General features: G+C 61.5%; 12 protein-coding genes. 7 read left to right on the top strand and 5 right to left on the bottom strand.

What is annotated here, in order from left to right:
• The first annotated feature begins 191 nt into the window (after positions 1–191).
• The gene (locus tag QRN46_RS00790; RefSeq protein ID WP_285354174.1) at positions 192–5,726 is read left to right on the top strand and encodes a dermonecrotic toxin domain-containing protein; all 5,535 of its coding nucleotides are present in this window, start codon (positions 192–194) and stop codon (positions 5,724–5,726) included.
• Positions 5,727–5,768: 42 nt separating this feature from the next.
• Here the strand turns inward: QRN46_RS00790 and metE are convergent, their stop codons facing one another.
• On the bottom strand, positions 5,769–8,081 hold the full coding sequence (metE, locus tag QRN46_RS00785; protein WP_041475419.1) for a 5-methyltetrahydropteroyltriglutamate--homocysteine S-methyltransferase: 2,313 nt from the start codon (positions 8,079–8,081) through the stop codon (positions 5,769–5,771).
• A gap of 111 nt (positions 8,082–8,192) precedes the next feature.
• Between metE and metR the strand changes: the two genes are divergently transcribed.
• Entirely contained in the window at positions 8,193–9,110 is a 918-nt protein-coding gene (gene metR / locus QRN46_RS00780) for a transcriptional regulator MetR (protein WP_011335758.1), read from the top strand.
• Here metR and QRN46_RS00775 read toward each other — a convergent pair.
• From QRN46_RS00775 to nosR, 4 genes are read right to left on the bottom strand one after another with little or no spacing between them, the layout of a single operon-like run.
• A complete protein-coding gene (locus QRN46_RS00775) occupies positions 9,094–9,624 on the bottom strand; it encodes a GNAT family N-acetyltransferase (protein WP_011335759.1) in 531 nt (176 codons plus the stop codon). The genes metR and QRN46_RS00775 overlap by 17 nt on opposite strands.
• 2 nt (positions 9,625–9,626) lie before the next feature.
• Positions 9,627–10,265 (bottom strand): LysE family translocator, encoded by a 639-nt coding sequence (locus tag QRN46_RS00770; RefSeq protein ID WP_011335760.1) that lies wholly within the window; start codon positions 10,263–10,265, stop codon positions 9,627–9,629.
• 23 nt (positions 10,266–10,288) lie between these two features.
• Positions 10,289–10,723 carry an NUDIX hydrolase gene (locus QRN46_RS00765; protein WP_201816393.1) on the bottom strand — a complete coding sequence of 145 codons (435 nt, stop codon included), beginning with the start codon at positions 10,721–10,723 and terminating at the stop codon, positions 10,289–10,291.
• Positions 10,724–10,783: 60 nt separating this feature from the next.
• Entirely contained in the window at positions 10,784–12,139 is a 1,356-nt protein-coding gene (gene nosR / locus QRN46_RS00760) for a response regulator c-di-GMP phosphodiesterase, NosR family (RefSeq protein ID WP_201816395.1), read from the bottom strand.
• A gap of 255 nt (positions 12,140–12,394) precedes the next feature.
• On the opposite strand from nosR, the gene QRN46_RS00755 reads away from it, so the two are divergent.
• Genes QRN46_RS00755 through QRN46_RS00735 form a run of 5 tightly spaced genes read left to right on the top strand, consistent with a single transcriptional unit; the run spans position 12,395 to position 20,691 of the window.
• The gene (locus tag QRN46_RS00755; protein WP_285354173.1) at positions 12,395–14,668 is read left to right on the top strand and encodes a GGDEF/EAL domain-containing response regulator; all 2,274 of its coding nucleotides are present in this window, start codon (positions 12,395–12,397) and stop codon (positions 14,666–14,668) included.
• Positions 14,665–16,539 (top strand): putative bifunctional diguanylate cyclase/phosphodiesterase, encoded by a 1,875-nt coding sequence (locus QRN46_RS00750; protein WP_011335764.1) that lies wholly within the window; start codon positions 14,665–14,667, stop codon positions 16,537–16,539. The genes QRN46_RS00755 and QRN46_RS00750 overlap by 4 nt, the downstream gene beginning before the upstream one ends.
• A complete protein-coding gene (locus QRN46_RS00745; RefSeq protein ID WP_011335765.1) occupies positions 16,536–17,480 on the top strand; it encodes a cytochrome-c peroxidase in 945 nt (314 codons plus the stop codon). Before QRN46_RS00750 ends, QRN46_RS00745 begins: the two co-directional genes overlap by 4 nt.
• Positions 17,477–19,291: a DAHL domain-containing sensor histidine kinase gene (locus QRN46_RS00740; protein ID WP_409438510.1), complete on the top strand. Its 1,815-nt coding sequence runs from the start codon at positions 17,477–17,479 to the stop codon at positions 19,289–19,291. Before QRN46_RS00745 ends, QRN46_RS00740 begins: the two co-directional genes overlap by 4 nt.
• Positions 19,288–20,691 carry an ATP-binding protein gene (locus QRN46_RS00735; protein WP_011335767.1) on the top strand — a complete coding sequence of 468 codons (1,404 nt, stop codon included), beginning with the start codon at positions 19,288–19,290 and terminating at the stop codon, positions 20,689–20,691. Before QRN46_RS00740 ends, QRN46_RS00735 begins: the two co-directional genes overlap by 4 nt.
• The last annotated feature ends 7 nt before the right edge of the window (positions 20,692–20,698 follow it).

Below are 20,698 nucleotides of genomic sequence, written 5' to 3'. Positions count from 1 at the left end.
CGCAGAACCCCAGTAGAGCGCGAGTCTGATGAAGTTTGTTCAAGCGCGCTGCCACAGTTCGATGACAGTTTGATGAAGAGTGCCGAGCGGTCGGCTGGACCCGATAACCATGCACCACCCGCTCCCTGACCATTGCTCTTGAATGACGCCTGAATGAGCGGATCCGCCGCTCTTTGTCTGAGCTTGTCGCCATGGTCGAACGATCCTTTTTAGAAAATCTCCCTGCCCCGCTGAACCTGCTGCACGAGTTCCCCCGTCTGCCCGTCTCTGTCGATGAAAGCCTGCTGCAAAGCGCGGCAATCCGTCGGCGGACATGCAGCGAAGGGCTGCGCCAACTGTGCGCCAGCGCGCCCTCGGTACGCGATACCCTCGACCGCTTGCTCCACGAGAAACTGGGGCTGGACGGTCAGCAGTGCGGCTTGCTGTTTCACCCGACCAACAGGCATGCGCAGCGTTTTGTCAGTCTCACGGCAGCCTGCGCCTTCGTCGTCCAGCATCCGCGACTGGAAGAATGGCTCGACAACCGATGCCGGATGACCGGTGTGAACAGCGCCCACGCCCTGTCGACACTCACCCCGTCGCAATTGCTTGAACAAATCAAGGCTCTCGAACCGGCACTGGCGCTCGATGAGCGCTGGCAGGCTTACTGGAGCTCCCGAGCGCCTAGCACGCCGCTGTCCCGCCGGGATCAGGCCGATCGTCTGTATCGGGGACATGTCGAGGCCGCCGCACAAATGGCCTTTGCCCGGCGCACGGTAACGGCTGAACAGCTGGAACCCCTGTGGGCGCTGATGGACGGGGCGCAAACACGCAGCGCTTCGGACGATACCCTGCGCATCGAACTGCCGACCCTGCGACTGCACAACGGCGTGCGGGTCAGACCGGCGGCCGCCTGGGTCATCAGTCGCGCAGACGACGCTGCGCACTTGCTGTACGTGCCCGACCAGGCGGATGCGATCCAGGCCTTCGCCCGACGCAGTGATGTGCAGACCTGGCTGGCGCAGCCGCCATTCGTGCCCGCCGGACTGCCGGTCGAGAACCTCCAGGTCGAATATGCCGCGGTCGGCCGCTCACTGACGATGGTCTTCAACGAGTGGCTGTCGCAGCAGCAAATGACCCAAGTCGCTGCGTTGCGCAACGGATCGGACGGCAAACGCAATCTGGCCGAACACGGTCCTCGCTCGCTGGACGTCGCCGAGCGGATCGACCGACAGCGCAACCTCGCCACGTTCAGTGCGCCTCCCGGCCTGGACAGCCCGGCCCCAACGCCGGAGAGCGAAGATGAACCGTCACTGTTCGGCAACCTGCAGGCCGATGTGCCCTGGTCCCTGCGACAGGTTGCCGTCAAGCGAGCGTTCGATGCACTGGAGTCATTGGCGGATGATGAAGCCCTGCGATCGTTCAGAGCGCTGCAAACGATGCAGGAAAACGCCGAGCAAGCCGCCGACCTCGCCGCGCGGGCACTGCTCGAGCGCGAGCGAACGTTGGACATCCCCACGTTCAATCGGCAGTTCACCGCGCTGTACAACGCCCACAGACAAGGGCTGATTGCCGAAGCGCAAATGCAAAGGGCGCTGAATCAGATCAGCGTTGAAGAACATCACCTGCTCACAGCAATGCTTGGCACAGCCGACAGCGCCGATAGCGAATTTGTAGCAGCCAGCCTCACTCTGTCGCTGACCGAGTCCGAGGAAAACAGGACCACGATCAACCATCAAGAGATCAACGGCGCGTTCGTGCTGATGCGCGGGCAGCGCCCGCCAGACCACGCGCAAAGCCTGATGCTCTACTGGCCCGGCAGCGGCGGCGGACTGCAACGGTTCGCCGATCGCCAGGCCCTGGAACAGCAGTTGTTCAAGGTGCATGCAAATGCAGACAGCCCGGCGCTGGCGTTGACACCCCTCTCAGGCGATCCGCTGCAATACGCGTTGAATCAGCTGACCGGCGAGTTCGAAACCCGGGCGGCTACCATTCGCCAACGCAACAGCGAACCCTCGCAGGCACGACAGCGTGCAGATGAGCTGCAACACCTGCGCAGCCAGACGCTTGCCCTTCTACAAGTGCCAATCCACGCAGCCCGACGGCTGGCCATGGACTTTCGACTGGATCAGCAACGCAGCGCCACCCTCGCCACACAGTTGCCCGACTGGCTGCGCAATCTGCCGCAAACCGAACAACGCCCCCTCAAGGAACTGATCCAGGCCTGGATCGTTGCGATGAACCGCAGTCACGCTTTGCTGGCCGTCACGTTGCCGCCTCGTGAGGATTTCACCCGCCAGCGTCTGCAGGAACGGCTGCGTCGGGACTTTTCCCTTGAAGGGCATTTTTCGGTGCAACTGAACCTGCCGGATTCGGTGGCACTGCAGAAACAGACATTCAACGCGCCCGGCGCCCCCGGCACACCTCAGAAGCTGGTGGCGATACCCAGCGCCACTCGCAGCAGCCTGTCGCTGGAGACCCTGGCGCAGCTCAACATCGACAATACACCGTCGATGAATCTGGAACCCTTGCTGATGCGCCTGGACTTCATGCAGGTCGAAGTCAGTGCCAGCGACGACCGCGAACGCTCCGTCCTGCTTGAGGGGATCACCCTTCCCTATCTGCGCAAGCTGCTGCCGGAGCTGGATCTGCCCAAGGCCTACGAGCAACTGATCTACTGCACCTTCAAAGGCGCGACCGACGAGCCGCCGTTCCGGCGGGATCATCGGCGCGAATGCCTGCTCGAACCCTGGCGCCTGATGCTCAGGCTGCAAGGTCGATGCGCATGGCTGCAACATCAGATCGACCAATCTGCGTTGCAGATCTTCGATACGGCCATCGATGCCGACACCGACGAAGCCTGGAACCATGGTGATCGACGTATTGTGCTGCGCCCGGCGTTACTGTCCGCCGGTGGTCCGGACACACCGGGCGAAGGGCCCGCTACGCTGTCCGGCGTGACCTTTATCGAAGAACAGGCAGGCGGCACGACATTGCTGTACCTGCCGGACGCGCCCGACGGTCGATTCCTGCGTGGTTACGACAGCCTCGAAGCGGCTCGCAAGGATCTGTTCCATCGCTGCAGCCAGGACACGATGATCCGCTATCTCGCCGGCCGCGCCTTGCAGGGCAGCGTCCGAGCCCACGAAAAACGTATCGCTGAAGCAGTGGATAAACGCTTTGACGGCATGATCGGCGTCGGACTGAAATGGCCACCCACCACATCGCTCGCTGCGCATCTGCTCGATGCCCACATGGGTCGCCTGATCGAGGCCCATCGCGGCACCTCGCGCTCAAATGAAGCGCTGTACCAAGAGCGCTATGCCCTCAATGGTCCCCGAGTATTCAACTACCTGAAAATGGCCTTGGGGCTGGTGCCCTTCGTGGGTACGGCAATTGCGCTGTATGACGCCTGGATCGCCGGCAATCAGGCCGTCGCGGCGTTTCTGCGGGGCAAGGTCGGCGATGGGCTGGCCGAGGTCGAATCGCTACTGCTGTGCCTGATCGATGCCGCCATCGATCTTTTGCCCGGCGCCGGCGCGAGCCTCAAAGCCCGTTCGGCGACCCGCACCCGCCTGCTTCGGAACCTGGCGACAGACTCAGCAGCGCTGACGTTGCGCAATCAAACCCAGACGCGCCGCATCGTCGAACGATTCGCCGGATACGAATATGAGAACCCGCTCTCGCTGGCCGGTGTGCAACCGGTCGACAGTGGCGTGTGGCGAAACATTTACCGGCATGCCGACGGGAATTTCATCGTCCGCCAGGGCAGGGTCTACAAGGTCGAATGGAGTCGTGATTCACGCAACTGGCGTTTGAGCGGCACCCCCCGCAAGACCTATAAACAACCCATCGCCCTGAACGAGGCAGGTGAGTGGGATACCTGGTTCGGTGTCTACGGCACCACGTTCGAGGGCGGGGGACTCGGTGGCGGCAATGTGCTGGGGTACATCGCCGACACCCTCGATACGGTCTGGCCGCAAGCCATCCGCAACCGCCTGCCGCGCCGGTGGGTCGACCGCGCTTATCGGTTGCACCATCGGCTGACCCTTGAATGTGACAGCTTGAGCAACCGCATCGACGCCCAGGTCCGAAGAAGCGATGTGGTGATCAATACCCACTATCAGAACCCCGATAATCTGCTGTTCAGACTGGCCGCAGAAAAATGCTGCCGGGATGACATTGCCTTGGCCAAGCGTCAGTTTCAGACAGTGGCCGAGCTGCGTCCCCTTTCCCACGGCAACAAGCTGCGTGCCTTGCTGGATATACAGAGCCGCGACGCCAAACTGATCACCGACCGCCTCAAACACCGCGCGCTGATCACCAACCAGCGCATCAGGAAAAGACTGGATGACCTCGATGCACAGCATGAGGCCCTCGATGCGCTGCCGGCGGAGTCGATCGACGCGCGCTGGAGACAGCGTCAGGACATGCACCGGACCCGTCTCGAGATCATCAGCGCTATCGAGGACGTCGAAGGATTCATGAGCGATCTCAACCGTTGGTACAGCCTCATCACCGTGCAAACGGACAGGGCCAGACTGAGGGCGGTGGTCGATGACATGAACCGACGCATGACCGATTTCAATCTCGGGTACGTCAAGACTTCGCAACGCCTGGAGACAGTGCAGAACTTCGAACACACCGGCGATATCTCCTGGCGTTATCTGCAACAAAGTGCCTGGCAATTGCGGGCCGACATGGACCGAGCCCTGTTCACTCAGTTCAGTCTTTCGGAAGTCAGCGCCACGCGGGCGCAGCGCATGCAGATACTGACTGACTGCCTCGACACCTATGCAAAATACCGCCGGGAAATGAACCAGTGGACCGCCAGTTACCCCCAGTACTTTCATATGGAAGAGTTCGAACCGTTGATGGCCGGCGTGGAAGCCATGGCCGAGCGTGCCAGAAAGGCCATCGACCTTCCGGTACCCGCTCGCCCTGGCGGGCAGCGCGACAAGAAAATCTTCCGGACCGAAAACGATCAGTGGCTGATCGGGGTGGAGAACTGGGAACTCAGAACCCGCAAACGGCAATTTGTCCTGAACCACGGCAAAGCCGGGCAGCAAGTCTGGGAGCAGGCAACCAACGGCCGGTATCGCCAGGTGACTCCACAGCCACAAACACTGCCGCCGGCGCCCCGCCATCTGCCGTCACTGCTGGCCGATGCGCGCAAGCGGCTTGATGGACAACCGGCCTATCAGGCAAAGGTGCAGACCTATGCCGAACACGACATGCTCCCGGTGGATCTGGAACACATGATGGTCAGTGAAGCCAATGACTTGTCGCGCCGGGCCAAAGATATCGAAGCCCTGTCCGCCGGACATCCGGTGATCGCAGAACTGAACGCCATGGCGGCCCGAATGCGTATTCAAGGACGGCAAATGCGCACCCGGCAGACCCTTGCCAGCCGAAGCCCCACCGATGGCATGCTCGAAGATCTGCTGCAACAAAATGCCGTGGAGGTCCGCAAGGTCGCGCTGATGAAGCAACTGCGCAATCGCACCGACGGCCGGCCAGATTACCTGCAGGAATACGAAATTCGCGATCTGAGCCTCCAGCCGCCCCGGCTGTTGTGGTATGCACATTTTCACTACAGCAAAGCCAGGCCAGCGTTCGGCGACTTCGAAAAAGCCCATTTGAAACTGCCTGAACACCGTGGCAAAACCCACGCTGACGATCAAACGTTGCCCTACGCCGACATCGGCAAGCGTTCGCCAGTGCTGCCCTGGTTCGAAGCGCTTTGACACGACCCGGGGAGCGGTTCGCCGCTCCCTGTCTCTTGCGTGTTACGCCAACTGACTGCGCAACTGCCGCGCCGCCGCGACCATGTTGACCAGTGCTGCTTCGGTCTCCGGCCAGGCCCGGGTTTTCAGCCCGCAGTCGGGGTTGACCCACAGGCGCTGGGCCGGAATCCGTTTTACCGCTTTGCTCATCAACTTGACCATCTCGGCAGTGTCCGGCACCCGCGGCGAGTGGATGTCGTAGACACCCGGGCCGATGTCGTTCGGGTAGTCGAACGCTTCGAAAGCCTCGAGCAATTCCATGTCCGAACGCGAGGTTTCGATGGTGATGACGTCGGCGTCCATGTCGGCGATCGCCTTGATCACGTCATTGAATTCGCTGTAGCACATGTGGGTATGAATCTGCGTTTCATCCTTCACCCCCGAGGCTGTCAGGCGGAACGCCTCCACGGCCCAGTCGAGGTATTCCTGCCATTGTTCACGGCGCAGCGGCAGGCCTTCCCGGAACGCGGCTTCGTCGATCTGCACGATCCTGATCCCGGCGTTTTCCAGGTCCACCACTTCGTCCCGCAGAGCCAGCGCCAGTTGTTGCGCCTGGACTTTGCGCGACACGTCTTCGCGCGGGAACGACCACATCAGCATGGTCACCGGACCGGTCAGCATGCCTTTCATGACCTTGTCGGTCAGGCCTTGGGCATAAGTGATCCAGTCCACGGTCATGGCGTTAGGACGGGACAGATCGCCATAAATCACCGCCGGTTTCACACAGCGCGAGCCATAGCTCTGCACCCAGCCGAAGCGGGTGAGCAAGTAACCGTCTAGCTGTTCGGCGAAGTACTCGACCATGTCGTTGCGCTCGGCTTCACCGTGCACCAGCACATCCAGGCCCAGGCGTTCCTGCACCTGCACCGCGTGGCGGATTTCGCTGCGCATGGCATCGTGGTAATCGTTGGCCGACAGCTTGCCCTGCTTGTACGCCTGACGGGCCAGGCGGATCGAACCGGTCTGCGGGAACGAGCCGATGGTGGTGGTCGGGAACGTCGGCAACTTCAAGCGAGCCTGTTGCGCGGCGATGCGTTTGGCGAACGGCGAATGACGCTGGCTGTCGCTGGCGTTGATCGCCTCGATCCGCGCTTGAACTTCGGCCTTGTGAATGCGCGGCGAACGGGCGCGGCTTTGCTGAATGGCGCGGCTTGCGGCCAGTGCGCTTTGCACGTTCGGCGCTTGCGGGTCGTTCAGCGCATCACGCAACACCGAGATTTCGCTGCACTTCTGCACGGCGAACGCCAGCCAGCTTTTCAGTTCCGGATCGAGCTTGTCTTCACGCTCGACATCCACCGGGCTGTGCAGCAACGAGCAGGAACTGCTGACCCACAGGTTGTCGCCGAAACGCTCCTGCGCCGGTTGCAGTTGCGCCAGCGCCTGCTCCAGTTCGCAGCGCCAGACGTTGCGCCCGTTGACCAGGCCGACCGAGAGAATCTTGTAGGTCGGCAGACGATCCAGCACCTGACCGAGCTGATCCGGCGCCCGCACGGCGTCGATGTGCAGACCTTGTACCGGCAGGCCGACGGCCAGACCAAGGTTGTCTTGCAGGCCACTGAAATAGGTCGCCACCAGTTTCTTCAATGGCGAGTACTGAAGGATGTGATAGGCGCGTTCGAAAGCGCTTTTCCAGGCTTGCGGCAGGTCGAGGGTGAGGATCGGCTCATCGATCTGCACCCACTCCACGCCCTGTGCCGCGAGACGACCGAGGATTTGGTTGTACACCGGCAGCAGGCGCTCGAGCAGATCGAGCTTGTCGAAGTCGTTGCCTTTCGCCTTGCCCAGCCACAGGTAGGTCAGCGGGCCGATGATCACCGGTTTGACGTTGTGACCGAGGGCTTTGGCCTCTTCGACTTCATCGAACAGCTGTTCCCAGCTCAGCTTGAACTGCTGGTCGGCGCTGAACTCCGGGACCAGGTAGTGGTAGTTGGTGTCAAACCACTTGGTCAGCTCTTGGGCGTATTGAGTCTTGCCGTGCTCACCGCCGCAGCAGGACGACGTGGCGCCACGGGCCATGGCAAACAAGGTGTCGAGGGTCGGCAGGCCGCGCTCGTCGCGCACAGCGTCGAAGCGCTCAGGGATCACACCGAAGGTCAGCGAGTGGGTCAGCACCTGGTCGTACCAGGCGAAGTCGCCGACCGGCAGCAAGTCGATGCCGGCGTCCTTCTGCAGTTGCCAGTGTCTGGCGCGCAGTTCGCGGCCGACCTGATTCAGGGCGGCCTGATCAAGATCACCTTTCCAACAGGCTTCGAGGGCTTTTTTCAGTTCGCGGTCGGCGCCGATGCGCGGGAAACCCAGGGTGTGTGCCACGGCCATGTCGAGTGTTCTCCATTGCGTAAAAGATGGCGCCATTGTCGACAGCCAGGGCAACATGAGACAAACTCAACCTTTTCGTGTTGATCACAAATTTTCCTCATGGAGCCTGCAGTGCTTGAGATCCGTCACCTGAAAACCCTGCATGCCCTGCGTGAAGCCGACAGCCTGGTCGATGCAGCCGACCGCCTGCACCTGACCCAGTCGGCGCTGTCCCACCAGTTCAAGGAGCTGGAAGAGCGCATGGGCATGCCGTTGTTCGTGCGCAAGACCAAACCGGTGCGCTTCACCAGCGCCGGCCTGCGCCTGTTGCAACTGGCCGACGCGACCCTGCCGCTGCTGCGTGCCGCCGAACGTGACATTGGGCGTCTGGCCGGTGGCACTGCCGGACGTCTGCACATGGCCATCGAATGCCACAGCTGCTTCCAGTGGCTGATGCCGACCATCGATCAGTTCCGCGATGCCTGGCCGGAAGTCGAACTCGACCTCGCTTCGGGTTTCTCGTTTGCACCGCTGCCGGCGCTGGCCCGGGGCGATCTGGATCTGGTGGTGACGTCCGACCCGCTGGAAATCGCCGGCATCACCTACGTGCCGCTGTTCACCTACGAAGCCATGCTCGCGGTCGCCAATCAGCACGTGCTGGCAAGCAAACCGTACATCGTTCCCGAAGACCTGCTGACCGAAACCCTGATCACCTACCCGGTCGAACGCGATCGCCTGGACATCTTCACCCGTTTCCTCGAACCGGCCGACATCGAACCGGCGCAGGTACGCACCTCGGAGCTGACGGTGATGATGATGCAGCTGGTGGCCAGCGGCCGTGGCGTGTGCGGCATGCCGCACTGGGCGCTGCATGAATACAGCTCGCGGGGTTACGTGAAGGGCAAGCGGCTGGGCGAGAAAGGTCTGTTTGCCACGCTGTACGCAGCGATCCGCGCCGACATGCTGGATGCGCCGTACATGCGCGACTTCCTGCTGACGGCCAAGGACACTTCGTTCTCGACCCTGGATGGGGTCAGCGCGGTTCGTTGAGGCTGGCGGTTGGCACGAAAGGCGCGCACCACATGTGGATCTTGTCGAAGTAGTCCTCGCCGACCCGCACCGCCATCGGTTCGAGGCCGAACTGGATGAAGCCGCAGCGCTGGTACAACTTGAACGCCGCGTCATTGCCGGCGGTGACGGTCAGTTGAATGACTTTCAGCGCCGGATGCTGCTGCGCTTCACCCAGCACCGCCTCCATCAGTTTCAAACCCAGACCGCGCTGGCGATACTCGGCCGACACATACATGCCGAACACCGTTGCCTTGTGCCGGGCCTTCTCACGAGGCTCAAACGCCAGGCCGACGATGCCCGCCAGCCGGCCGTCCTCGAACGCGCCGAACACCGCGTCGAGCTTGCTGGTCAGGCGTGATTCCCACCAGCTCAGCGGCATCACTGCGCGCTCGCGCACGCTGGAGGTGAACGCCTGCGGATGCCGGTCATAGGCTTCCAGCATCAGTTCGCGATAAGCGAGCGCATGACTGGCGTCCAGCCGCTCGATCCACATGCTCAAGCCGAGCGGCGTTGTTCAAGCATCAGCCGTACGGCCAGACCGCCGAGCACAAACCCCATGAAATAACGCTGCGCCGCCAGCCAGGTCGGATTGCTGACGAACCACGAAGCGATGCCCGCCGCGAACAGCGCGATCAACAGATTGACGCTGAAACTGACGCTGATCTGGGTCAGGCCGAGAATGATGCTTTGAGTGAACACCGAGCCGTGTTCCGGGGTAATGAACTGCGGAAATACCGAGAGGTAGAACACCGCGATTTTCGGGTTCAGGGCGCTGGTTAGAAAGCCCATGGTGATCAGTTTGCGCGACGAATCCGCCGGCAGTTGCTGCGCCTCGAATGGCGAACGGGCGCCGGGCTTCACCGCCTGCCAGGCCAGCCACAACAGGTACAGCGCACCGGCCCATTTCAACACTTCATAGGCCATCGGCACCGCGAGAAACACCGCAGTCAAACCGGCAGCCGCCGCGAACAGATGCACAAAGAACCCCGCCACCACGCCGAGCAGCGAAGTCACCCCGGCACGGCGTCCCTGACAGATCGAACGCGAGATCAGGTAGATCATGTTCGGCCCCGGCGTCAGTACCATCAGCAGGGCGGCGGCGGCAAAAATCAGCAGGTCTTGAAGCGGGATCATGACGAAGTCCTTTGCACGAATGATCAGGCGATCGCGGTCAGCGAGGCTCGATAAAACGGCAGGATCAGGTCGCGTGTCAATGGGGCGAGAACCACATCGCCGTCGGTGGCAGGATCAATCCAGATCACCTCTTCGATCTCGGCGGCTGGAGACACCTTGGCGTCGATGGTCAGCTGAAAGATCTCGGCCTGCACGACGAATCCCGGCTCGTTGGCGGCGGGTGCCGAGAACTGGCCGAGAAAGCTCGCCTGCACCGGATCGATCACCAGCCCCAGCTCTTCTTCCAGCTCACGGGCCAGCGCATGCACCGGCAGCTCGTGGGCCTCGATCTTGCCGCCCGGTTGCATGAACGCCGTGGTGTTGCGCTTGCGCACCAGCAGGGTCTGGCCGGCGGAGTTGAGCAGCAGCGCGGCGGCAATACGAATGATGCGAGGGGAAACAGCGAATACAGAGGTCATGGGGCAGCCACCGGCCTTGAGAAAAACCGCAAGGATCCCATGCCGGTCGCGTCAGCGTCATCATCCCTGGGCCAGAAGCACGCTCTCCCCCTCCTCCGGCACTTTCACGAACACCTTGTATTTAGCGCCCTCCATGGCTTCGAAACTGATCAGTTTGTCCACCAGCAAAGCACTCAGCACCTTGCCGGCATTGAGCAGCAACATGCCGTTGTCGGCGTTGAGATTGCGCGCCAGGATCATCCCCGCTGCCAGCTCCCGGGTGCCCAGCACCCTGACGCTCGGATCGATCAGCGTGATATCGCTGACCGTCGCACACACCTTGACGAAGTCCTCGATCAGCTCAGGATCATAGACTTTGCCGGCGTACTGGCGCAGGTACAACAGCGCTTCATCGCTGTTCATCTGCCGTTCGAGAATCAGCCCGCGCTGCAACTCGACGAAATCCACCGCCAGTTTCAACAGCCGCGAGCCCAGGGGAATGGCCTCGCCCTTGAGCCGGTCCGGGAAGCCTGTGCCGTCCCAGTGTTCCTGATGGTGCAGGATCAGCCGCGCCGCGTCCTTCATCGGGTCGAGGGTCATCAATAGCGATTCGCTCTGTTTCGGATAGGCACGGTAGCGGTCGCGCTCTGTGGAGTGCAGCAGGTCCGAGGGCGTGGTCATCATGCTGTCAGTCCAGCTCAGTTTGCCGATGTTGTAGAGCGCCGCCGCCATGGTCAGGTCGCGGCTGGCGGCTTCGTCCAGCCGATGAACCTTGCAGTAGCCGCGTACCAGCTCGATGATCTGCCGGTTGGTCTGCTTGGCCGGCGGCAGACGCAAATTCGCCAGCAGCGAGAACACTTCGGTGCCGGTCACATAACTGTGTTTGAGCTCCTCGTAGGCCAGGTCGAGCATGTCGGCGGTCTGCTGCAGTTCGGCGGTACGGGCGGCAACGTGTTTTTCCAGGGTGCTGTTGAGCAATTTCAATTGTTCGTTTTGCACTCGCGTCAGTTTTTCCAGACGTTCGCGCTCGCGTGCCAGATGCTGATGCTCGAGGGCCTGACGCAAGGTCAGGAGCATTTCCTCGTCGTTCCAGGGTTTGCTGATGTAACGGTGGATCTGCCCTTCGTTGATGGCCTTGATGATCGCCGAAGGGTCGGCGTAGCCGGTGAGCATGATCCGCGCGGTCGCCGGGTACAGCTCATGAACGCGAGCCAGCAGCGTGGCGCCATCCATGTTGGGCATGCGCGCATCGCTCATCACCAGATTCACCGGTTGCTGCTCAAGGATTTCCAGAGCCTGGGCACCGCTGGTGGCCAGCAACACGTCATAAGGCTGGCCGCGCAGCAGACGGCGCAGGCTGTTGAGGATCGGTTCCTCGTCATCGACCAGCAGCACTTTGGGCCGGGGCGGCGAAATCGGGGCGGACGGCTCTTCCATGGCGAAGCCTCGTGAAAAACGTTGGACATGACTGATGCGCCGACAGACCTCCCCGCTTGCCCGCGCCTGAACCAAAGGCTAGATGATTTTCGCCGGGGCCGTGTAAATCCTCTGTTACACCGCGACAGGCGAAGTTGCGTCCCTGCAACTATGCTCAAGTGGCGGGACGACACCATCGGCCTGCGCGCAGGCATGGGATGAGGGGAAAGGGATGCTCCCGATGACGAATGTGCGTGTACAGGCGGGTATTGCGTCATGAGTGCGCAACCCAGCCCTATCAACCGTCGTGTGCTGATCGTCGACGATACCGCGTCGATCCATGAGGATTTCGCGAAAATCCTCAAGTCGGCCACAGTTACAGACGACAGTCTGGACGAAACCGAAAACCTGCTGTTCGGCGATCCGACCTCCGCTCCCGCCGCCCCCAGGGATCCTTTCGAGCTGGACTCGGCCTATCAGGGCCGCGAAGCGCTGGACAAGGTCGAAGCCGCACTGGCCGCGGGGCGTCCCTACGCCATGGCCTTCATCGACATGCGCATGCCGCCGGGCTGGGATGGCCTGGAAACCATCGAGCGACTGTGGCAGGTCGACCCCAAGCTGCAAGTGGCCCTGTGTACCGCTTATTCCGATTACTCCTGGGAGGACATTGACCAGCGGCTGGCCCTGACCGATCGCCTGCTGATCCTGAAAAAACCCTTCGATGCGATCGAGATCCGGCAGCTGGCCAGTGCCCTGACGGTCAAGTGGCAGATGACCGAAGACGCCGCCATGAAGATGAACCTGCTGGAGCAGGCGGTTCAGGCGCGTACCCGGGAACTGTCCGACGCCAACATCATCGTGCAGAACAGTCCGACCATCCTCTACCGGTTGCGCGGCGAACCGTCGTTTCCGCTGATGTACATCTCCCACAACATCACCCGCTACGGGCATGTCGCGGCTGATCTGGTGGGGTCGGCCACTTGGGCGCAGACGCTGATTCACCCGGACGATCAGCCCAGTGTCGATGCCGCCATGGGCCGGGTGCTCGATCGCCATGCAGAGGGCGCCTCCATCGAGTTTCGCCTGCGCACAGGCGCGGGCGACTGGCGCTGGGTGGAAAACCGCTACATCCCGGTGCGCGATCACGACGGCCGACTGCTGGAAGTCGAGGGGATCATTCTCGATATCACTGAACGCCGTCTGGCCGAAGAAAAGATGAACCTGCTGGCCCGTACCGACGGTCTCACCGGGCTGGCCAATCGCGCCACCCTGATCGAGCGTCTGCATCAGGCCTTCGCCGCCGCGCGTCGGGGCGCGGCACCTTTTGCGGTGTTTTATCTGGATCTGGACCATTTCAAGCGGATCAACGACACCCTCGGCCATCCGGTCGGCGATTTGCTTTTGCAGGAAGTGGCGCAGCGGATCAAATCGAATGTGCGGGAAAACGACGTAGTCGCGCGGCTGGGCGGTGACGAATTCGCGATCCTGCAGTTGGATGTCAGCGACCCGACCCAGTCCGCCACCGTTGCCACCAAGATCCGCGATGCACTGTCGCAGCCTTACCACTTGACGGGCAATGCCTTGCACACCTCCGTCAGTATCGGCATCTGCCTCTACCGGTCCACAAGTCTGGATGCCGACAGCCTGCTGGCCGGCGCCGACATGGCGCTGTACCGCGCCAAGGAAACCGGGCGCAATCAGTACCAGTTCTACTCCGAGCAAATCACCCGGGAAGTGGCCGAGCGCATTACCCTTGCCGAAGAGTTGACGACAGCGCTCATTCAGGGAGGACTGAAGCTCGATTACACGCCGGAAGTGGACATGCACAGCGGCAGGATTCTCGGCATGGCCGCGCAGGTCAAATGGCAACATCCCAGGCTGGGTCTGCTGCCGGCGTCGGCCTTTGTACCGGCAGCGGAAAAGACCGGTGCAATCATCCCGCTCGGTCGCTGGATACTGGATCACGCCTGCTGGCAGATGCGCCAATGGCAAAACGAGGGAGTGGCGCCTCCGGTGATGGCGATCAGGATTTCCCTGGCGCAACTCAAGAGCGGGCCCGAGCTCATCTATGACGTGCTGCGCACCACCGCCCGTTGGGAGCTGGCACCGTGGGATCTGCGTTTCGATGTCACCGAAGCGACCCTGGCCCAGACCAAATGGACTCACAACGATGTGCTGCCGCGCCTGAGTGAGCTAGGGGTGAAGATCGCCATCGACGATTTCGGCACCGAATACTCATCGTTCGATTACCTGAAAACCTACCGGGTCAATCACCTCAAACTCTCCCAATCCCTGATCGACAGTGCGGCCCAGGATGAAGGCAGCGCCAATACCCTGCGCGCGATCGTCAATTTCGCCCGGGATCTGGCGATCGACATCAGCGCCGAAGGCGTCCGGCCCGCAGATCGGGATGACGCCCTCGCCTCGTCGGCACCGCTGAAAAACGTGCAAGGCGTTTGCTTCAGGGAAGCGATCAGCCCCGAACAAGCGGCGCGTCTGCTGAAGGGCGGGAACGCGACTGCCCCGCTGCCCAGGGAGGATGAGGGATGAAAACACCTTTTCCCCAGACCAACCGGCGCATTCTGATCGTCGATGACACCCCGGCGATCCATGCCGACTTTCGCAAGATCCTCACCCCGGACACCCACGGTGAAGCGGATCTGAACACGCTTGAGCAAACGCTGTTCGGCACCCGCCAATCGCCGCACCTGACGTTCCAGCTCGACTCCGCCTATCAGGGCCAGGAAGCACTGAAACTGGTGCAAAACGCACTGGACGAAGGCCGGCCCTATGCCCTCGCCTTCACCGACATGCGCATGCCGCCCGGTTGGGACGGCCTGGAAACCATCGAAAAACTCTGGGCAGTGGACCCCAATCTGCAAATTGCGCTGTGCACCGCCTATTCCGACTACAGCTGGGAGGCCATGGCAGAACGGCTGGAGTTCGGCGATCAGTTGCTGATCCTGAAAAAGCCGTTCGACACCCTGGAAATCCGCCAGATGGCCAATGCCCTGACGTGGAAATGGCAGCTCGCCCAGGACGCGGCACTGAAGATGCTCAACCTCGAGCAGACCATCGAGGCCCGCGTGCACGAATTACTCAAGGTCTCGCGCCTGTTGCAGTACGACAGCCTCACGGGTCTGCCCAACAGCACCTTGCTCGGTGACCGTCTGACTCAATCGCTGGCCGCTTGCCGGCGCCATGACAAACAACTGGTGGTGATGTTTCTCGGGCTGGATCGCTTCAAGCGCATCAACAATGCCCTGGGCCATCCGGCGGGCGACGAGATGCTCAAACGGGTCGGCCAGCAATTGCTCGCCTGCGTGCGCGAATCGGATTCGGTCTTTCGTTATGGCTCCGACGAATTCGTGGTGATGCTCAGCGACATCAATCACCCGCAGCAGTCGCGCAGCATCGCCGAGAAACTACTGAGCGCCATCCGCGCTCCACAGACAATCGTCGGGCATGACGTGAGCGTCACGGCCAGTCTGGGCATCAGCCTCTACCCCGATGACGGGCTCGAGGCCATCGAGCTGATCAAGAAAGCTGAAACGGCCATGCGCAGCGCCAAGGAAAACGGACCGAACGAAATCGGCTTTTTCATCGAAGCCATGAACCAGCGCGCCCGGGAACAGCAAAGCATCGAGTCGGGTATTCGCCAGGCCCTGCAACGCCACGAATTCGTCTTGCACTACCAGCCGAAAATCGAGCTGGCCAGCGGCCGGGTAGTCGGTGCCGAGGCACTGGTGCGCTGGCAGAAACCGGGGCATGGCTGGGTCTATCCCTCGGAGTTCATCCCGGTGGCCGAAGACAGCGGCCTGATCGTGCCGCTGAGCAAATGGGTGCTGGCCGAAGCCTGTCGTCAGACCCGTGAATGGCAACAGGCGGGGTTGCCGCCGATTCGCATGTCGGTCAACACCTCGGCCATCGACTTTCGTCAGCGTCACTTCGTCGAGGGCATCGAGCAGGTGCTGGCACAGACCGGACTGGATCCCCGTCTGCTGGAACTGGAGATCACCGAAGGCGTGCTGATGCAGAACGTCGACGCGACGATGAGCGCGCTGAACCGGCTGAAGGCGCTGGGCGTCCGACTGGCCATCGACGACTTCGGCACCGGCTATTCCAGCCTCAGCTATCTGCGCCGGTTTCCCATCGATGTGCTGAAGATCGATCAGTCGTTCATTCGCGGTCTGAGTCACGACAGCAGCGATGCGGCGCTGGTCGGCGCGATCATCAGCCTGGGCAAGAGCCTGAACCTGAACGTCATCGCCGAAGGGGTGGAGACCGCGCAAGAATTGGCGTTCCTCAAGGACCACCACTGTGAGGAAGGTCAGGGCTACTACTTCAGCAAAGCCTTGCCGGTGGACGCCTTTGCCCGATTGCTGGCGTCCGCTCAGCCTGGTCCGTGGGGTGTTTCATGAATCGTCCGGCGTTGTTTCTACTGTTCGCGCTATGCGCAAACACCCTCGCCGCGCCACTGGACGAGCCGCTCAAGCCCTTGCCGGCCATCCCGTCACAAGACCCCAAGCGGGTCGAACTGGGACGTCAGCTGTTCCATGACCCACGGCTGTCGATCAACAACACGCTGTCTTGCGCCAGTTGCCATCAACTGGATAAAGGCGGCGCCGACACCCGCGCCTTCTCCAATGGTTTCGGTGGACAACCGGTCGCCGTCAACACACCGACCGTGTTCAACGCCAGCCTCAATTTCCGCCAGTTCTGGGACGGTCGCGTCGAAACCCTGGAAGAACAGAGCAACGTCGTGATCACCAGCCCCCACGAAATGGGCAGCGACTGGAACACGGTCGTGCAACGGATCGCTGACGACGCAGCCTATGGTCAAAGCTTTCGTGCCGCCTACCCCGATGCCGTGAACCGGGCCAATATCCAGAATGCGCTGGCCACCTATGAGCGCACGCTGCTGACCCCCGGCTCCCGTTTCGATCAGTACCTGCTGGGCAATACCGATATCCTGACCCTCGAAGAAAAATACGGCTATCAGCGTTTCAAGGAGTACGGCTGCATTGCCTGCCATCAGGGCGTCAACATTGGCGGCAACATGTTCCAGAAGTTCGGCGTGTTCGGCGACTACATCGCCGATCGCGGCAACCCGACAGTAGCCGACCAGGGCCGCTTCAACGTGACCGGTGACGAAGCCGATCGCGCCGTGTTCAAGGTGCCGAGTCTGCGCAATGTCGCCCTGACCGCACCGTACTTCCATGACGGTTCGGCGCCCACCCTCGAACGGGCGGTTGACGTGATGTTCCAGTATCAGTTGGGGCGCATGCCCAGCGAAGAAGACAAGACCCTGATCATCCTGTTTCTCAAGACCCTGACCGGCCAGTGGGAGGGCAAGCCATGATGAAGGTTTCACGCCGTGTCAGCCTGCTGTTGCTCGGTCTCGTCACCGTGTTGCTGGCCTCGATTCTGGTGTTTCTGTACCTGAAATCGAGTTCCGAGCAGACGACGGCCTATACCGAATCCCGGGATCTGATCCGCCAGATCAAGCAACAGGATTCGTTGTGGGAAAACGAAATCCTCAAGGCCCGGGTGGCGCTTTCGCACAATTACGATCCGTTGATTTCACCCATGAACGAAATGAACCGTTTGTGGGAACGCTTTGACACCATGGAGTCCGGCCACGGGCGCAGCGACTCGCAACAATGGAACGAGGCTCACGACAGTTTTCTCACGGCCATGCAGGAAAAGACCCGGCTGGTGGAACAGTTCAAGTCGCACAACGCCCTGTTGCGCAATTCCCTGGCGTTTCTGCCCACAGCCGAAGATGACATTCAGGCGCAACTGGCTGACCTGTCCGACCTCGACAAGATCCAGGTGCATAACATCGCCACCGACACCTATGACCTGCTGCTCAGCGCCTTGGAGTTTTCCCAGGTCACCTCCGACGACAAGGCCGCCGACATCGTACTGGGCTTGAACAAACTGGCGGTGAATGCGCAACGCCTGCCCCAGGACTTCCAGGCCCCGATCCGGATCCTGAGCAATCACATCAGCCTGATTCTGCGCGAGCAGCCGATCGTCAACCGCTTGCTCGAGGAGATAGAGGCGATCCCCGTGGCCGAGCGTCTGGACAACATCACCACCATGCTCAACCAGGATCAGCAACAGGCCGAAAAAATCGACCGCAAATACCACTTCTATCTGCTGCTGTTCTCGGTCCTGCTGATGTTGTCGCTGTTGTGGCTGGCCATCCGCCTGATCCGCAGCTTTGCCGAGATCAACCGGGTCAACGCGGCCCTGCAAACCGCCAACGATGTGCTGGAGCAACGGGTCGACGAGCGCACTCGGGAGCTCAAGAACGCCCAGAGCGAACTGCTCGACGCCGCGCGCCAGGCCGGCATGGCCGAGATCGCGACCAACGTGCTGCACAATGTCGGCAACGTGCTCAACAGTGTGAACATCTCCTCCGACCTGATCTCGCGCAAACTGCGCAGCAGCAAGGCGCAGGGGCTGGGCAAGGCCATGCAACTGATCAACGAACACCCGGACGATCTCGGCCATTTCCTCAGCGAAGACCCCAAGGGCAAGCTGCTGCCCGGCTACCTCAATCAACTGGTTGGCGCCATCGCCCAGGAACAGCAGGAGATGGTCGACGAACTGAACCAGATGAACAAAAGCGTCGATCACATCAAGGACATCGTCGCCACCCAGCAATCCTACGCCGGGGCCAACAGCATGACCGAGCCGCTGTACATCAACGAGCTGCTCGAAGACGCGCTGCGCATGAACGCCGGCGCCCTCACCCGGCACCACGTCACGGTGGTCAAGGAATACGCCGAAGTCCCCCAGGTGATGGGCGACAAACACCGTTTGCTGCTGATCCTGATCAACCTGATCAGCAACGCCAAGTACGCGATGTCCGACCTCAGCAACCGCCCGCGCACCATGACCCTGGGGGTAAAGATCGTCGACGACAGTTTTCTGGAAATCAGCGTCAGGGACGACGGCGAAGGCATCGCACCGGAAAACATGACGCGGATCTTTGCCCACGGTTTCACCACCCGCAAGGAAGGCCACGGCTTCGGCCTGCACAGCTGCGCGCTGGCGGCCATCGAGATGAACGGCCACCTCACCGCCCACAGCGACGGACCGGGGCTGGGCGCCTTGTTCACCCTGCAGATTCCGCTGATCACCGTTACGGAGAACGCATGAGCGAGCTGTCTAACCGCCGCATCCTGCTGATCGATGACATGCCGTCGATTCACGAGGACTTTCGCAAGATCCTCGCCCCGGCGCCGGCGCACTCGGCAAAACTGGACGAGATGGAAGCCGCCCTGTTCGGCGTGCCCGCCAAACCCCGGCAAGCACCTTTCGAGCTGGATTCGGCCTACGGTGGAGAGGAAGGCCTGGCCAAACTCAACCTGGCCCTACAGGAGCAATGCCCGTATGCCCTGGCCTTCGTCGACATGCGCATGCCGGACGGTTGGGACGGAGCGCGCACCATCGAAGAACTCTGGAAGCAGGATCCGCAGTTGCAGGTGGTGGTCTGCACCGCCTATTCCGATTACTCCTGGGACGAACTGCTGGATCGTCTGCACGCCCATGACCGACTGCTGATCCTGAAAAAGCCCTTCGACAACATCGAAGTCCAGCAGATGGCCAACACCCTGCTGACCAAATGGCAGATGACCGAACGCGCGTCCCTGCAGATGCATCACCTGGAACATCTGGTGGATCAGCGCACCGCCCAGTTCCGGCAGGCCAGTGAAGCCTTGCAGCGGGAAATCGATGAGCGCAAACAGCTGGAAGGCCAACTGGTGCAGTCGGAAAAACTCGCCTCGCTGGGTCAACTGGCCGCCGGGGTGGCCCATGAAATCAACAACCCGATCGGCTTCATCTCCTCCAACCTCGGTACGCTCGACGGCTACTTCCAGCAACTGCTGGCGATGCTCGGCGCCTATCACACCGCCGGGCAGAACTTGCCCGCCGAAGCCGCCGCGCAGTTGCAGCAATTGCGCGAGCGTCTTGAACTGGACTATCTGCTGGAAGACATCCCGACGCTGATTCGCGAATCCAAGGAGGGCATTGGTCGGGTCGGACAGATCGTCCGGGATCTCAAGGATTTCTCCCGAGTCGACAGCCATCAGGAATGGCAGTGGGCCAATCTGCAACAAGGCATCGAATCGACCCTGAACATCGTCGCCGGCGAGCTCAAGTACAAGGCCGATGTGGTCAAGGAATATCAGGATCTGCCGGACATCGAATGCCTGCCCTCGCAAATCAATCAGGTCATCATGAACCTGGTGGTCAACGCGGCGCAGGCCATGGGCCCGGAGCGCGGCACCATCACCCTGCGCACCGGCGTGCAGGGCGAAACGGCAATCATCGAAGTGGCCGACACCGGTTCGGGCATCGCCCCCGAGACCTTGCAGAAAATCTTCGACCCGTTCTTCACCACCAAACCGGTGGGCCAGGGGACAGGCCTGGGCCTGTCCCTGTCGTATGGCATCGTGAAGAAACACGGCGGCGATATTTCCGTGCGCAGCACGTTGGGCGCCGGCACGACGTTCCGCGTGCAGTTGCCGTTGCGCCAGACCCGCCCGGCGGCCTGATGCCGGG

Origin of the sequence: Pseudomonas sp. lyk4-R2A-10 (assembly GCF_030209075.1) — a bacterium.
In the GTDB taxonomy this organism is placed as follows: domain Bacteria; phylum Pseudomonadota; class Gammaproteobacteria; order Pseudomonadales; family Pseudomonadaceae; genus Aquipseudomonas; species Aquipseudomonas glycinae.
Note: the sequence above shows the minus strand (reverse complement) of the source record. Positions and strands in the feature narration are given on the sequence as shown.

What these genes read in the sequence shown, in the direction of transcription:
- QRN46_RS00755 (WP_285354173.1), top strand. Translation starts at nt 12,395, where the DNA reads ATGAGTGCGCAACCCAGCCCTATCAACCGTCGTGTGCTGATCGTCGAC.
- QRN46_RS00745 (WP_011335765.1), top strand. Translation starts at nt 16,536, where the DNA reads ATGAATCGTCCGGCGTTGTTTCTACTGTTCGCGCTATGCGCAAACACC.
- nosR (WP_201816395.1), bottom strand. Translation starts at nt 12,139, where the DNA reads ATGGAAGAGCCGTCCGCCCCGATTTCGCCGCCCCGGCCCAAAGTGCTG.
- QRN46_RS00790 (WP_285354174.1), top strand. Translation starts at nt 192, where the DNA reads ATGGTCGAACGATCCTTTTTAGAAAATCTCCCTGCCCCGCTGAACCTG.
- metE (WP_041475419.1), bottom strand. Translation starts at nt 8,081, where the DNA reads ATGGCCGTGGCACACACCCTGGGTTTCCCGCGCATCGGCGCCGACCGC.
- QRN46_RS00765 (WP_201816393.1), bottom strand. Translation starts at nt 10,723, where the DNA reads ATGACCTCTGTATTCGCTGTTTCCCCTCGCATCATTCGTATTGCCGCC.
- QRN46_RS00740 (WP_409438510.1), top strand. Translation starts at nt 17,477, where the DNA reads ATGATGAAGGTTTCACGCCGTGTCAGCCTGCTGTTGCTCGGTCTCGTC.
- QRN46_RS00750 (WP_011335764.1), top strand. Translation starts at nt 14,665, where the DNA reads ATGAAAACACCTTTTCCCCAGACCAACCGGCGCATTCTGATCGTCGAT.
- QRN46_RS00770 (WP_011335760.1), bottom strand. Translation starts at nt 10,265, where the DNA reads ATGATCCCGCTTCAAGACCTGCTGATTTTTGCCGCCGCCGCCCTGCTG.
- QRN46_RS00735 (WP_011335767.1), top strand. Translation starts at nt 19,288, where the DNA reads ATGAGCGAGCTGTCTAACCGCCGCATCCTGCTGATCGATGACATGCCG.
- QRN46_RS00775 (WP_011335759.1), bottom strand. Translation starts at nt 9,624, where the DNA reads ATGTGGATCGAGCGGCTGGACGCCAGTCATGCGCTCGCTTATCGCGAA.